This is a genomic window from Kiloniella sp., assembly GCF_048259265.1.
GTDB lineage: Bacteria > Pseudomonadota > Alphaproteobacteria > Kiloniellales > Kiloniellaceae > Kiloniella.
This window is the reverse complement of the sequence record NZ_JBLXHT010000001.1, coordinates 113,248-125,325: the sequence shown is the minus strand read 5'-3', so window position 1 is coordinate 125,325 and position 12,078 is coordinate 113,248. Positions and strand designations below refer to the sequence as shown.

Below are 12,078 nucleotides of genomic sequence, written 5' to 3'. Positions count from 1 at the left end.
TATCACCAACGACAAGGCCAGATAAACTCCCTATGATCAGCGATCACAGTGACCTTAAAAGTATCGTCTCTCGCTTTACTGACGAGCAGGTATCAACCCCTGTCTTTGTTGCTAACGTTCTGCGCGAAGCAATTATCTCAGGTACTCTTCCGCCACACAGCCTTGTCCGACAAGATACGGCCGCAGATGCAATGGGTGTCAGTAAAATCCCCGTCAGGGAAGCCCTGCGGACTTTGGAAGGTGAGAACCTTATCAGCTTCGAGCGAAACAGAGGGGCACGGGTTCTTCCGGGATCAATTCGGGAAATGATTGAAATTTTTGAACTCAGAAAAGTGATCGAACCGCATCTTCTACAACTCTCGATCCCGAACCTTACAAATGAAGATCTAACTGGCGCCCAAAATTTGATCACCCGTGAAGCTCAATCAACGAACCAAAAAGAGTTGGGCGAACTTAACCGTCAGTTTCACGAAATCATTCTATCCGGAGCAAAAGAAACCATCGGGTACAAATTCCAAGCCATTCTTTTTACCACATCCGAACGCTATTTGAGATTAAGCTTAAAAGAGCCATCCTCTCAAACGCGTAGTAATGCAGAGCATCAACACCTGATAACAGCCTGTATTACCCGCGATGGAGATAAAGCAAAAGAGCTTCTCGTAAAACATCTGGAATCTGCTCAGAGTGTTATTCACGAGAAGCTCAAACAGGATAAGTCTGTAGATCCCTAACTTCAGAAACCGTTCTTATAAATCTTTTGCAAGCCTGAGCGCGTCATAGATTGCCGCGTGGGTATTTCGGGCGGCAACGGCATCCCCAATTCTGAAAAGCTGAAACTTACCATCAACATTCGTGGCAATTCTTTGTGGCTGCCCATCAACAAAGGCTTTGTGATCCAATTCGCCAAGATTCAAAGACATCGGTTTGAGATCAAAATAGATTTCATCCAACGGAATCGTACCGTGATTGACCACAATCTGATCGTAGTTTTTCTCTTTGATCAAATTACTATAATCAGTGCCAATTTTAGCCCGTAGTCGATTTCCATCCCGCTCAACATCTTTCAGTCGATAGGTAACGGTAAAGGTCACATCTTTTTCCTGCATTGAACGCATATAAGGAACCAAATTCATAGCCATGACATCAGGGGCAAAACTACGGTCCGGCGTCATAATCTCGACCTTTGAACCTATATTTGAAATAATTTCAGCGGCCTGTAATCCGGCATGATCTCCCGCATCGTCATAAACCAGAACGTCCTGACCCGGCTTAACATCACCAGCAATGATATCCCAACTGGAAACCACCAACTCATTACCATTTTCCAGAACTTCAGTGTGGGGTAAGCCACCCGTTGCAATAATAACAGCATCTGGGTTTTCCGCTTCAATATCGGCAGCTTCTGCCCAAGTATTAAACCGAAACTCAACACCCCGCGTAGTACACTGTGCCATACGCCAATCAATGATCGAAATCATCTCGGCTCGCCGTTGGCTTTGAGCAGACAGACGAATTTGCCCCCCGGGTTCAGGTGCGGCTTCGAAGACAACAACATCATGTCCGCGTTCAGCAGATACTCTTGCAGCTTCCAGCCCGGCGGGTCCAGCCCCGACGATGACAACTTTACGTTTCTCATCCGCTGCCGGAATATCGTGCGGCATTGTCAGCTCTCGCCCTGTTGCCGCATTGTGTATGCACAATGCATCCCCACCCTGATAAATGCGATCCAGACAATAGGTTGCGCCAACACAAGGACGGATATCATCTTCGCGCCCTGCCATAATTTTTCTCACAATATGCGGATCAGCCATGTGCGCCCTGGTCATACCGACCATATCCAGAAGCCCTTCGGCAACCGCATAACGCGCTGTCGCAACATCGGGAATACGAGCAGCATGGAAGGTTGGCATGCCTGTGGCTTTTTTCACTTCTCCGGCGAAATCCAGATGAGGCGCAGATTTCATTCCCTGCACTGGAATAACATCCGTGAGGCCAGGATCCGTATCAATATGCCCGCGAATGACGTTGAGAAAATCGACCAACCCAGAACGTTTCAACCGCTTTGAGATTTCAATTCCTTCAGACGCTGAAATTCCATCCTTGTCCGCTTCATCGGCAGTATAGCGAATACCAACAATAAACTTGTCACCAACACGCTTTCGAATAGCTTCGAGTACATTTAACGAAAACCGCATTCTGTTTTCCAGCGACCCGCCATACTCACCATCCAATGTGTTGGTTCGTGGCGACCAGAACTGATCCATCAAATGCCCATAGGCTTCCAGTTCAATGCCATCCAGCCCAGCAGCTTTCATGCGCTCCGCCGCATCGGCATAATCCTCGATAATTCGAAGAATATCCCAGTCTTCCATCTGCTTCGGGAAAGCACGATGCGACGCTTCGCGGTGGTGCGACGGCGACACGGCAGGTAACCAGTCCCCTTTGTTCCAGCCTGTTCTACGCCCCAGATGAGTCAACTGGATCATCACGGCACATCCATGTTCATGACATGCGTCCGTAACTTTCTTCATCCAAGGTACAACCTCGTCCTTGTAGGCCAACACATTGTTGAACACAGGGGGACTATCACGGGATACGGCGGCAGACCCCGCAGTCATGGTCATACCAACCCCAGCTTTTGCCCGTTCTTCATGATAAGCACGGTAACGATCCTTAGGCATTCCGTCTTCTGGGTAGGCAGGTTCATGGCTTGTGGTCATGATCCGGTTTTTGATTGTCAAATGCTTCAGCTTATAGGGCTGTAACAAAGGATCATTACTGGCCATTTCTCTCTCCTGTTTATTCTTATCCCTGGTCAGTTTCTTTATCTGGCTTTTTGCCTGTTTATCTGTCCGAGGTTTTCATCAATGTTATACGAAAGCTAAAACTCAATAGAAGATTTTATATCGAGCGCAGCTGGTTAATTAAGGGGCAACCGACGGAATAATCCTGTGTTAGCCGGATCGTTGAAATGACTTATAGGTCCATGTTCAACAAAATGATCATGCCAGCGTATCATGGCCTCTGGATCTAGCTCGACCCCCAAACCACATCCTTCCGGTACTGCTATGGTATTATTTGTCTGACGGAAAGGACCGTTTTTAATGACATCGCCAATTTGCCAACGGAACAAAGATTGCGAAGGTTCTGTAATCCATGGTGTTGCGGCAACAACGTGCAAATACGCCGCGGTCATAATGCCAAGGTCATTTGAATAGCACCAAAAGCCTTTGCCCATTGCTTCACAGGCCGCAATAAATTTCATTGTCTTCCCAATACCCCCGAGCGCAGCAAAGTTACAGACAAAATAATCTGGTGCGCCAAGGGCCACAGCACGTCGCAAATCAGGGACATGCGTGGAAAAGGGAATGATCGAGTGTTTGCGCAGTTCGGCCATTTCTTCAAAGGTCGCAACCGGGTCTTCGTAATTTCGAATGTTATACGGCTCAAGTTCTCTCAGAACCCAACGTGCCGTTGTCAAAGACCACTGCATATTTGAATCAAGACGCAACATGGCATCAGCCCCAAGGGCTTCTCTTAAAAGGCGGACAGTTTTGACCTCAAGTCCGGGATCGCCCTGAATAAGCTTGCCTTCAAAATAACTCGACCTGTGCTCCTCTTTCATTCTCAAGCAATAATCAACAATCGCCTCGGGGGTCATCTCCCCACCTGCACCGTTGTTTTCGGGTCGAAAAGCAAAGTATTCGGTGAAGGGGATTTCCTTTCTAACGGCGCCACCCAATAGTTTATAGAGCGGCATATTCATCACCTTACCCCGAATATCCCAAAGGGCGAGTTCCAATGCGCCAAAGGCTATTGAAATTGCATTTTCACCTGTATTTGCTGTTATCTGCCACGGCGGCACACAACGTGCCTCGCAATTGGCGATATCCAAAGGATCAGCTCCGATAAGGGCCTGCGCGATCTCTTCTTTGATAACCTCACCAAAATGCCACCAGGGCGCTTCCCCCAGTCCAACAACACCTTCATCCGTGAAAACTTCGATGATGGATTTGGATGCGCCGGGATAAAGTCCCGCTGTCCACCAGAAAGGTGCATCAAAAGGTACATTTACATGAGTGACTTTAATATCCGTAATTTTCATGACTTAGGCTTCACCAATCTCTCAACCTTCATCCAACCGATCAAATTCTCTTAATACCAAGCATCTTTCATTTCAGTTTTCCGTCGATTCATAAAATCAAGCAGGGCTTCGTCTGTATCTGCGGCCAAATGCGGTGCTTGATAATCTGCCAATATCTTTTTCCATCTGCAGTTGGCACGGATCATGGCGTCATCCGCGCCCTGCTCGTTCCAGCTTTCGAAAGGCTGATCATCATTAAGTTCGCTATCCCAATAAGCTGTTTCATAATGAGAAAGCGTATGTGCCGTACCAAACATGTGCTGCCCCGGGCCTCCTTCACGCAAAGAAGAGATTCCCAAAGTATCGTCATTGATTTCAAGGCCTTTGAGATAAGCGTGTAATGCCCCGCAAAGATCGGTATCCATAATGAACTTTTCATAAGACATTGAAAGCAAACCATCCAGAAAGCCTGCGGAATGCAAAACATAATTCACGCCCCCTTGTACTGCGGACATCATTGACATCATGGCCTGTACCATCGCCTGACCATCCGGTACTTTTGACGTCGCAAAATTGCCCGCACAACGCAGGGGTAATTTTAATCGCCTCGCCAACTGTCCCATAACCAAACTCCCCAACGCAGGTTCAGGCGTTCCAAACGTCGGGCTGCCAGATCGAAGAGACATGGACGACAAAAACGAAGCCAGAATAGCGGGCGCACCCGGCCTGACGAGTTGCGTCAAAGCACAACCGACCATGGATTCAGCCAAGCCTTGCGCAACAGCCCCTGGCATTGTTACAGGGCAAACGGCGCCACCAAGCAAGAAAGGTAAGTGGATAGAGCCTTGCCCCGCCGCAGCGTAAGCACGAATGCCCTGGGTAGAAATACCGTCCCAAACCAAGGGTGAAGTAGAGTTAAAGTTCCCCATGATCACACAGTTCTGATCAACAAACTCGGAACCAAAAAGAATGCGACACATTTCAATGCTATCTTCTGCACGCTCAGGGGCCGTGATAGATCCCAGAAACGGGCGATCTGAATAACGGATATGAGTGTAAACCATATCCAGGTGACGCTTGTTAACCGGAATATCCGTCGGCTCACAAATTGTTCCGCCGGAATGGTGCAGCCATGGACTAGATTGCGCCAACTTTACAAAGTTTTCGAAATCATCAAGAGTTCCATAACGGCGCCCCTTATCCATATCCATCACAAAGGGCGAGCCATAGGCCGGGGCGAAAACCATGGCATCCCCGCCGATTTCAACTGATTGCGCAGGATTTCTTGCGTGCTGTGTAAAACGCTCAGGCGCAGTCTTAAGAAGTTCCCGAATCATTCCCGGTTCGAATTTGATATTCCAAGCTTCCGCAGAAATATCTGTAACCTGTCCGCCGGCTTTTCGAAATAGTTCCACTGTCTCAGGGTCTTCACGGAACTCAATACCTATCTCTGCCAGAATGGTATCAGCAGCTCTCTCAATCTTGATCAGGTTTTCTTCGTCAAGAAGATCATAGGTTGGAATGTTACGTTTTATAAAAGGCGTCTGCAGGTGTAAATTTTGTCCTGCCCCATCCATACGACTTGCTTGTCTGGCAGCACGACCACGGTTTCGGGCTCTTCCCACCCGATGTTCATTACTATCAACACGATCAACCGACTGTTCCATTGCCTTACTTTCTTCCAAGAATAATAGGAATAGGCATATGCTATACTTATGCAATATAGTTGTGACTGGCTAAAAATCTTATTCTCAGGCTAAGTTTAATTTATGCGAAAATTAAAATCACTTATCCAATCCCCAGCATCCCTCTTCTCTTTTGAAGCGGCGGGCAGACATTTATCATTTGCCCGGGCCGCAGAAGAACTCAATGTTAGTCAGGCCGCCATAAGTTATGCCATCAAACAGCTTGAAAGTGCATTGAATGTACAACTCTTTTATCGAGGGCATCGTTCCGTTGAACTGACAAATGTGGGTAAACGCTTTCACAACGACGTCACCATGGGACTTGGTCATATACACCGTTCTGCCGAAGAACTCTCTCGCTCGGATAGCGAGGGCAGCATAACGCTTTCTTGCTCTACAGCCTTTGCCAACTATTGGATCGTGCCAAGGTTGGGGACTCTCCGAGCTAAGAACCCAGAAATTGATCTCCGATTGCAAACGACCGACAAGGATATAGACCCAGCAATAGAAGGAATTCCACTGGGCATACGACGCGGCATAGGCAACTGGCCCGGTCATGATGCCATTCAGATCGCCAGTGAAGAAGTCTATCCGGTTGCCAGCCCCCGATATCTTGCCGAGAACGGTCACCCAAAAGACGCCATTGAGCTTTCAAAACGACGACTTATCTATCTGGAAGAACCTTACCGGGATCGACCGAACTGGCATAACTGGTTTCAAGCTAAGGACTTGGTCTGGAAAGATTATGGCGAAGGATTACGCCTGAACGATTATGCCCTTGTTATCCAAGCTGCGTTGGCCGGCGGTGGAGTTGCCCTTGGCTGGTGGCATCTGGTCGATCATTTGGTTGAACATGGTCTTTTGGTAAAGCTGGATGACAAACCAGTCCATTTTGGTGGGGATTTTTGGGTTTTATGGCCAAACCACAAACCATTAAGCCCCCAGGCAGAGCGTGTACGAGATTGGCTGATATCGTCACAAAATTCCTTGGACAATGGCCTCTATTAACGCGATATTATGCCCACCTAACAAGGAGATCATAATGTCCAGCAGTTCTGCTAATAGCCCCAAACGTACGATTGCAATGGTTGCCCATGACCGCATGAAGCCTGTGCTTCTGGAATGGGCCGACGAAAATCAAGAACAACTAAAAGAGTTTCGCATTGTTGCCACCGGAACCACCGGACGTCTGTTGACTGAAAACCTCCCCGAACATGACATAACTGCCTTTAAAAGCGGGCCGCTTGGTGGTGACCTACAAATTGGTGCACTTATTTCAAACGATGAACTGGACGCTCTGTTCTTTCTCGTCGACCCTATGACGCCCCAACCACATGATGTTGACGTCAAAGCCTTGATCAGAATCTCAACTCTCTATGAAACACCTGTGGCCTGTAACCGGACAACAGCAGATTTCATCCTTCGCGGTATTACGGAAAAGGGCTACCAGAAACGTCCAGCACACCCCATGATCGAAGAATACGTCACACGCTCAGTTTAAACTCTACAGGCCCCTAAATTAACTAAATATCACTCAATCGCATGGATTACCTTAGTAACAGGTGTATCCAGACCTTCGACATACCAATTTGCCCACAAGCGATTTTCCTTATCCGGCTCTAAACTCAGGAAATTTCGGGCGAGTATATATTTTTTCCGCTGAGTTGGTAATTCCATCATTCGCGCTGTAATGCCCTGTTCAATCGGCTCGACTTCATCACTCAATTGCGTCAACAACCACCCCATTAGTTTGGGCGGCGAAGGATGAACAATTCCAGACGCAGTGAGTTGATTAATAACCTTTGATCGGCCATGTACAGGTGCGCCGCGTTCGCTTTCGATAACCCCCAGACAGGCAACGTGGACATCGCCAGACAGAATAGTCACGCGGCAGGATTTATCTGACATAAGTCCGAGTAATCTATGGATCATCCGTAAACGTTCAGCCCGATGATTTGGGCTCTGCCAATGATCTCTTAAATCGTCTTCAAGTTCCTGTTCACCGGGCAGCCAACCCATCAAGCTTTCTATAGATCCAAAGTCTGCGTGAACAACAGGCACTGGCGATACAAAAAGCAGATGCTTTGGCCCCCCTTCATTGACTGGCAGCAAATCATCTAGATGATGCCAAATCAAATCCCAGCTTTCCCGGGAAAGCACTTGTTTTTGTGTTCTTTCCGTCCGCGTATCCAGTGATAAAACGAGATAATTCCCAACCCTTAGAGCTGTTGAAAACCCCTTGGTCGGTAAAGCAGACGGATGTTTTTCATCTTCTGATATCGAAAGCTGCTGCTGGAACAGAGCAAAATATTTCCGCGCTATGTTAAAAATTCCCTGATAGACCTCACACTCCTGATCTTCGGCGGCATAGGACCCCCAACCATCGAAGATGTCATGGTCATCCCACATCATGATCGTAGGAATAGAGGCAAGCGCCTCAGCCACAACGGGTTGTTTCCAGCGCTGGCAATAAAGGTCAAAATAAAAGCGATCGACCTGATCCCGCATCAGGCTTGTAAACTTGCGTTCCCGTCGCTTGCTACGCGGTAACTCAACCCACTTTTTAATCTCGGAACACCGTTCCCATATTTCATCTGCATAGACCTGATCCCCACCCATAATCATCAAATTATAAGGCATTACCCTGTGCTGGAAGAGCAAAGCCTTCCACATGGCATTTTTGTCATCCACTTTTTTGATTTCACTCGGGGCAGAAAAGCCATTACAGGAAAGGAAAGTCATTTGGGGATCAGTGTCCCGGGCCGGAACATTGAATATCCAAAAATCAAACCCAAGGAAATACTTCACCTCTACGGCTTCTTTTTCACGTGCCACACGGACATCAAATCGCGACGTAATAAAGCCTTTGGTTTCATATAAAGTTGAACGAGAGATACATTCCCCTTTTTCCAACCTGAAGTTCAAGTCAGAGGTTGGTGTCTTTGACACAACCAATATAGATAGATCCCAAAAGCCTTCTTCCGTCGCTCTCAGATTCAAAATCGGTCCCAATTTGAGATCCATGATATCGCTCCCTAAATTTCATATTTATTTAGAGAGGATATATGACGGCGAGGAACCATTCTACATTAAGTTAAATTCATCATCTGCAAATCCCTAAACAGGCGATGACGCAGCATTTAAAATCAGCCTTAGATCATTTTGCATATGGCCCAACGCTGACTTAATCATATCAGATGTTTTCATCAACTTATCAGTTGCATCACCTGTGGTTCGCGACGCATCCCGCATGGCTGCTGTACTTCCAGAAACCTTATTCGCATTTTCTACAGAATCTTTCACAAAACGGGCAATCCCGGTAGATGCATTTGACTGAGCTTCAAACAGCTGCACCAGACCGCGCATTGATTGATCCACCTGATTGATACGCCCTTCGATGGTAGTAATACCTTTCGCTGCCTGTTCAGATACATCTCGGATAGATTTCACCCTGACCGCAATGGCATCTGTCGCTTGAGAGGTTTCCGCAGACAACTTTTTTACTTCTTCAGCAACAACAGCAAAACCAGCCCCGGCAACCCCGGCCCGGGAAGCTTCAATGGTTGCGTTCAAAGCCAGTAAATGCGTTTGACCAGCAATTTTCTGAATCATCTCAATAATTTCTTCCACCTGATTAGCCGTTTCGTACAGGTCTTCAACAGTGGAATGTGCCTCTTTGGTATCTTTCGTAGCCAAAGACGTCAGCTTAATCTGCTGATCTACGGCTTCTGACATTTCCGAGCTACACGAGACAAGATCTTCTGAGAGTTCTCTGATCTCGCCGGCCATTTTGGCATTAATGTCTGCCAACTCAATCGTCTCACCAGCCTGTTGGTTGGTATTAGTTGCAAAATTTTGTAGCTGATCAGACATGATCGCTAAATCATCCGCGTGCAAGGTAACGCTTTTCACACTGGAATTCATGCCACTTTCAAGCTGGGATGCCACAGTAACAAGTCTGTCTTCGACAGCTTTTTGATTGCGTAAACGTTCTCTCTCGTTTTCTTCCCGCAAGACAGCTGCTTCATCCCTTGCCTGCTGGAATCGCTCGACCCCACGGGCAAGAGAACCTATTTCATCAATACGACTTGCTTCCCGTAACTGAACATTTCCACCATCAGCAACTTCACGGGCCGCCGCTTGTAACCGTACCAATGATCGTGTCACCAGACTGCGATTTACACCAAAAATTACACCAAGAATGAGTACAACAGAAACGCCACCAAGGCTGATTGAAATCATAAGAGCCAGATCAGCAAAGGCCTTCACTTCCTCATCCTTTTCGCGAATAACATCAACATGTTGAAGGATCGCGATACGTTTTTGTTCTGCTTCTAGCGTCGCGTCAGCCAGTATACCTTTAAGAGACAAGACTTTTTGTCCTAAAGCATCATCACCAGAATTTTCCTGGGAAATCCTTGCCACCTCACGCTCAATGTCTGCGAGAACAAGTTTATCAAAGCGAAACTCCTTTACCTTGTCCTGATATTTACTGCCCGCAAACACACCAAGAGATACCGAAGGCTTCCCCGATCCCTCATCCAGCACAAAAAAACCGTTTTTGGACAGGTCCCTGCGCTGGTTTCTTTTTTTATAGCGGGCCTTAATACCGTTCCGACCGTCATGAATGGTTACACTTGCCCCTTGGGAAAGAGCCCAAGTCTCTATTTCTTTAGAGGCATTAACTTCAAGATGAGTCCCGATAGAAAGATAACGGGTTTGCAGATCGGTAATTTCTGCCCGCAACATTTGATTCATTTCGCGTAAAAGTTGAGTCCGGGCTTCTTCTTTTTGCATCATATTTTTCATCAAAAGCTCAAACCCGAAGAGCAGCCCAGCCATAAGAGGAACCAGGACTGTTACCAACGCGATAATCAGTTTGATATCAATTCGAGATTTAATAGCGGTAATCATAACACTCTCACAATGTAATCAAATAATGACTTTTTATCGTGAGAATCGATATCAATTAATGATGACAGTTTTACTGATTTTTGATTACCTTATTTCGATAAATATCCTTTTTAACCATACACTTAAGAATCAGCTATTATCTTAACATATTTGCCACACGCTCTAATGGAAGCTCATGCACAACACGTCCTTTATACCCACATGTCGTTACCGCCATACATAGTGAGTTTACGATGGCTTCTTCCGTGGCTTCAACCACACCATGGAAAAGGGGATTGATATCTTTCTCCGGCACAATTTTTAAATGCTCATGCACACCCTCTTCGCGCAGCTTCAGGATATTCCCCGTAGAGAAAGCAATCGCATAATCACCGCTTCCATTATGACCAAATCCACCTGTACGCCCCAATCCCAAGGTTGCCCGGCGGGCTAGTCGGTCACACTGTTTTGATGACAGAGGCGCATCAGTCGCAACAATAATGATAATTGATCCATCTTCTACATGTGGAACCCGTTTTCGATCTGGCACAGGTACTTCTTCCTCCGTAATCTGCGCCCCAACGTGAACCCCATTGATACGAAAATCTTTGCGGTCCCCATAATTGGCCTGTACCAACACGCCAACGGTATAGGTTTCCCCCAGAACATTCACCTGTCGAGAAGACGTTCCAATCCCCGCTTTGAAATCGTGGCAAACCATTCCTGTTCCCCCGCCGACACAGCCCTCTTCCACCGGCCCTGATTCCGTATTTTCCATTGCTTCGGCAACATGTTCTGTCGTCAACGCAAAAGCATTCGGGTCACTCAACCAACCATCCCAAGTCTCCGCAACAATAGGATGTGTCCCACTATGCGTATCCTTGTCATCACAAAGTTGATTGATACCCCGATGAACAGCTCCCACGCCATAATAGGACGTCAAAAGAATTGGTGATGACAGTTGCCCGGCTTCTTCCAACCAACCGCGGCCCGTCATTTCACCATAGCCGTTAAAAACACTTGATCCGGCAAAAGCACCATGACTCCAGAGTTTATTTTTTCCCAATGGAAGAATTGCGGTAACACCTGTACGAAGCACCGCTGGTGTATCTTCTTGTACTGTTGCGTGCCCAACCTCGACACCCGGCACATCCGTGATTGCATTCCAAGGACCAACTGGCAATGCGCCAACTTTTATCCCGAGTTCCCGAAGCCGTGTTCTTTTGGAAATCATTCGAAATCTTTCTACTAAATCATAATCCGGGGACATTAAATCAAGTCTGGCCAGACTGTACAAAGACGAACCTGATTAAATTCTCTTTTCCCGTTAAATAACTCACCAAATAAACCGGCAGATAAAATGTCTGAGCTGCTGCCCACAGCTGAAAAACCCTTATCTCAACAGAATGTGATATG

Annotated in this window: 9 protein-coding genes; 3 read left to right on the top strand and 6 right to left on the bottom strand. The window is 47.0% G+C overall.

The genetic code is table 11. The features are described 5' to 3' along the window. Positions 1-32 precede the first annotated feature (32 nt). Positions 33-731, top strand: coding sequence for a GntR family transcriptional regulator (locus ACN0QW_RS00585; RefSeq protein ID WP_417427834.1), 699 nt, complete (start codon positions 33-35; stop codon positions 729-731). Between the two features lie 15 nt (positions 732-746). Here ACN0QW_RS00585 and ACN0QW_RS00580 read toward each other — a convergent pair whose 3' ends face one another. The 3 genes from ACN0QW_RS00580 to ACN0QW_RS00570 all read right to left on the bottom strand — a co-directional run bounded on the left by ACN0QW_RS00580 (position 747) and on the right by ACN0QW_RS00570 (position 5,751). Beyond that, the gene (locus tag ACN0QW_RS00580; RefSeq protein WP_417427832.1) at positions 747-2,786 is read right to left on the bottom strand and encodes an FAD-dependent oxidoreductase; all 2,040 of its coding nucleotides are present in this window, start codon (positions 2,784-2,786) and stop codon (positions 747-749) included. Positions 2,787-2,920: 134 nt separating this feature from the next. Then, entirely contained in the window at positions 2,921-4,105 is a 1,185-nt protein-coding gene (locus ACN0QW_RS00575; protein ID WP_417427830.1) for a mandelate racemase/muconate lactonizing enzyme family protein, read from the bottom strand. A 50-nt stretch (positions 4,106-4,155) separates the two neighbouring features. After that, positions 4,156-5,751 (bottom strand): trimethylamine methyltransferase family protein, encoded by a 1,596-nt coding sequence (locus ACN0QW_RS00570; protein ID WP_417427828.1) that lies wholly within the window; start codon positions 5,749-5,751, stop codon positions 4,156-4,158. 102 nt (positions 5,752-5,853) lie between these two features. Here ACN0QW_RS00570 and ACN0QW_RS00565 point away from each other — a divergent pair, with 102 nt between their 5' ends. Next, the gene (locus ACN0QW_RS00565) at positions 5,854-6,777 is read left to right on the top strand and encodes a LysR substrate-binding domain-containing protein (protein WP_417427826.1); all 924 of its coding nucleotides are present in this window, start codon (positions 5,854-5,856) and stop codon (positions 6,775-6,777) included. A 34-nt stretch (positions 6,778-6,811) separates the two neighbouring features. Beyond that, complete coding sequence (locus tag ACN0QW_RS00560) at positions 6,812-7,270, top strand: methylglyoxal synthase (protein ID WP_417427824.1); 459 nt, start codon at positions 6,812-6,814, stop codon at positions 7,268-7,270. Positions 7,271-7,299: 29 nt separating this feature from the next. Here ACN0QW_RS00560 and ACN0QW_RS00555 read toward each other — a convergent pair whose 3' ends face one another. From ACN0QW_RS00555 to ACN0QW_RS00545, 3 genes are all read right to left on the bottom strand, one after another. Further along, a complete protein-coding gene (locus tag ACN0QW_RS00555) occupies positions 7,300-8,793 on the bottom strand; it encodes an alkaline phosphatase D family protein (RefSeq protein ID WP_417427822.1) in 1,494 nt (497 codons plus the stop codon). Positions 8,794-8,886: 93 nt separating this feature from the next. Further along, a complete protein-coding gene (locus ACN0QW_RS00550) occupies positions 8,887-10,683 on the bottom strand; it encodes a methyl-accepting chemotaxis protein (RefSeq protein WP_417427820.1) in 1,797 nt (598 codons plus the stop codon). A gap of 136 nt (positions 10,684-10,819) precedes the next feature. After that, on the bottom strand, positions 10,820-11,896 hold the full coding sequence (locus ACN0QW_RS00545; RefSeq protein WP_417427818.1) for a P1 family peptidase: 1,077 nt from the start codon (positions 11,894-11,896) through the stop codon (positions 10,820-10,822). Positions 11,897-12,078: the final 182 nt, after the last annotated feature.

Excerpts from the sequence above, each read along its gene's own strand:
- ACN0QW_RS00585 (WP_417427834.1), top strand. The coding sequence starts at position 33 with ATGATCAGCGATCACAGTGACCTTAAAAGTATCGTCTCTCGCTTTACT.
- ACN0QW_RS00580 (WP_417427832.1), bottom strand. The coding sequence starts at position 2,786 with ATGGCCAGTAATGATCCTTTGTTACAGCCCTATAAGCTGAAGCATTTG.
- ACN0QW_RS00575 (WP_417427830.1), bottom strand. The coding sequence starts at position 4,105 with ATGAAAATTACGGATATTAAAGTCACTCATGTAAATGTACCTTTTGAT.
- ACN0QW_RS00570 (WP_417427828.1), bottom strand. The coding sequence starts at position 5,751 with ATGGAACAGTCGGTTGATCGTGTTGATAGTAATGAACATCGGGTGGGA.
- ACN0QW_RS00565 (WP_417427826.1), top strand. The coding sequence starts at position 5,854 with ATGCGAAAATTAAAATCACTTATCCAATCCCCAGCATCCCTCTTCTCT.
- ACN0QW_RS00560 (WP_417427824.1), top strand. The coding sequence starts at position 6,812 with ATGTCCAGCAGTTCTGCTAATAGCCCCAAACGTACGATTGCAATGGTT.
- ACN0QW_RS00555 (WP_417427822.1), bottom strand. The coding sequence starts at position 8,793 with ATGGATCTCAAATTGGGACCGATTTTGAATCTGAGAGCGACGGAAGAA.
- ACN0QW_RS00550 (WP_417427820.1), bottom strand. The coding sequence starts at position 10,683 with ATGATTACCGCTATTAAATCTCGAATTGATATCAAACTGATTATCGCG.
- ACN0QW_RS00545 (WP_417427818.1), bottom strand. The coding sequence starts at position 11,896 with ATGATTTCCAAAAGAACACGGCTTCGGGAACTCGGGATAAAAGTTGGC.